This window comes from Orrella sp. JC864 (genome assembly GCF_037026685.1).
GTDB lineage: Bacteria > Pseudomonadota > Gammaproteobacteria > Burkholderiales > Burkholderiaceae_B > Orrella.
Window position 1 is genome coordinate 1 of sequence record NZ_JBANET010000058.1, and the last position, 441, is coordinate 441.

General features: G+C 59.2%; 1 protein-coding gene. It reads right to left on the reverse strand.

Annotated elements, in window-relative coordinates; genetic code table 11:
• Positions 1 to 77: 77 nt before the first annotated feature.
• Entirely contained in the window at positions 78 to 392 is a 315-nt protein-coding gene (locus V8Z80_RS20875; RefSeq protein WP_032955731.1) for a DUF1153 domain-containing protein, read from the reverse strand.
• Positions 393 to 441: the final 49 nt, after the last annotated feature.

Consider the following 441-nt stretch of genomic DNA (forward strand, 5'->3'; position numbering starts at 1 on the left):
TACGCCGAACCAGCGGCACAGCTTGGCGATCGAGACGGTGATGCCGTCGGCTTGCAGTCCCTGGCGGATCGTCTCGATCACTTCTCGTCCTCGCCCAGCAGGGACTGCAATTTTTTTCTGGCGCGCAACTCCAGCATCGCCTCGCCATAGGCCTCTTGCAGGTCCTTGAGCTGGCGTTCGTACTGTTCGCGCACGTCCTGCGGATTCGCGCGCAGGGCGTTCTCCATGCCCCGCTTACCGTCATCGACCCACTGTTCCACCTCCGACGGCGACAGGTCGTACTGACGGCTTGCCTCGGCCACAGTGGTCTTGCCCTGAATGATGTCCAGCACCAGCGCACTCTTGCGCTTGGCCGTCCAGCGTTTGATGTCTTCTTCCATCTTTGTACTCATCGTCGTTTCCTCGATTATGACGTGAGCAGGATTTCACTGGGTCAATACA

Bases quoted from the DNA above. Each gene is read 5' to 3' on its own strand.
- V8Z80_RS20875 (WP_032955731.1), bottom strand. From the start codon at position 392: ATGAGTACAAAGATGGAAGAAGACATCAAACGCTGGACGGCCAAGCGC.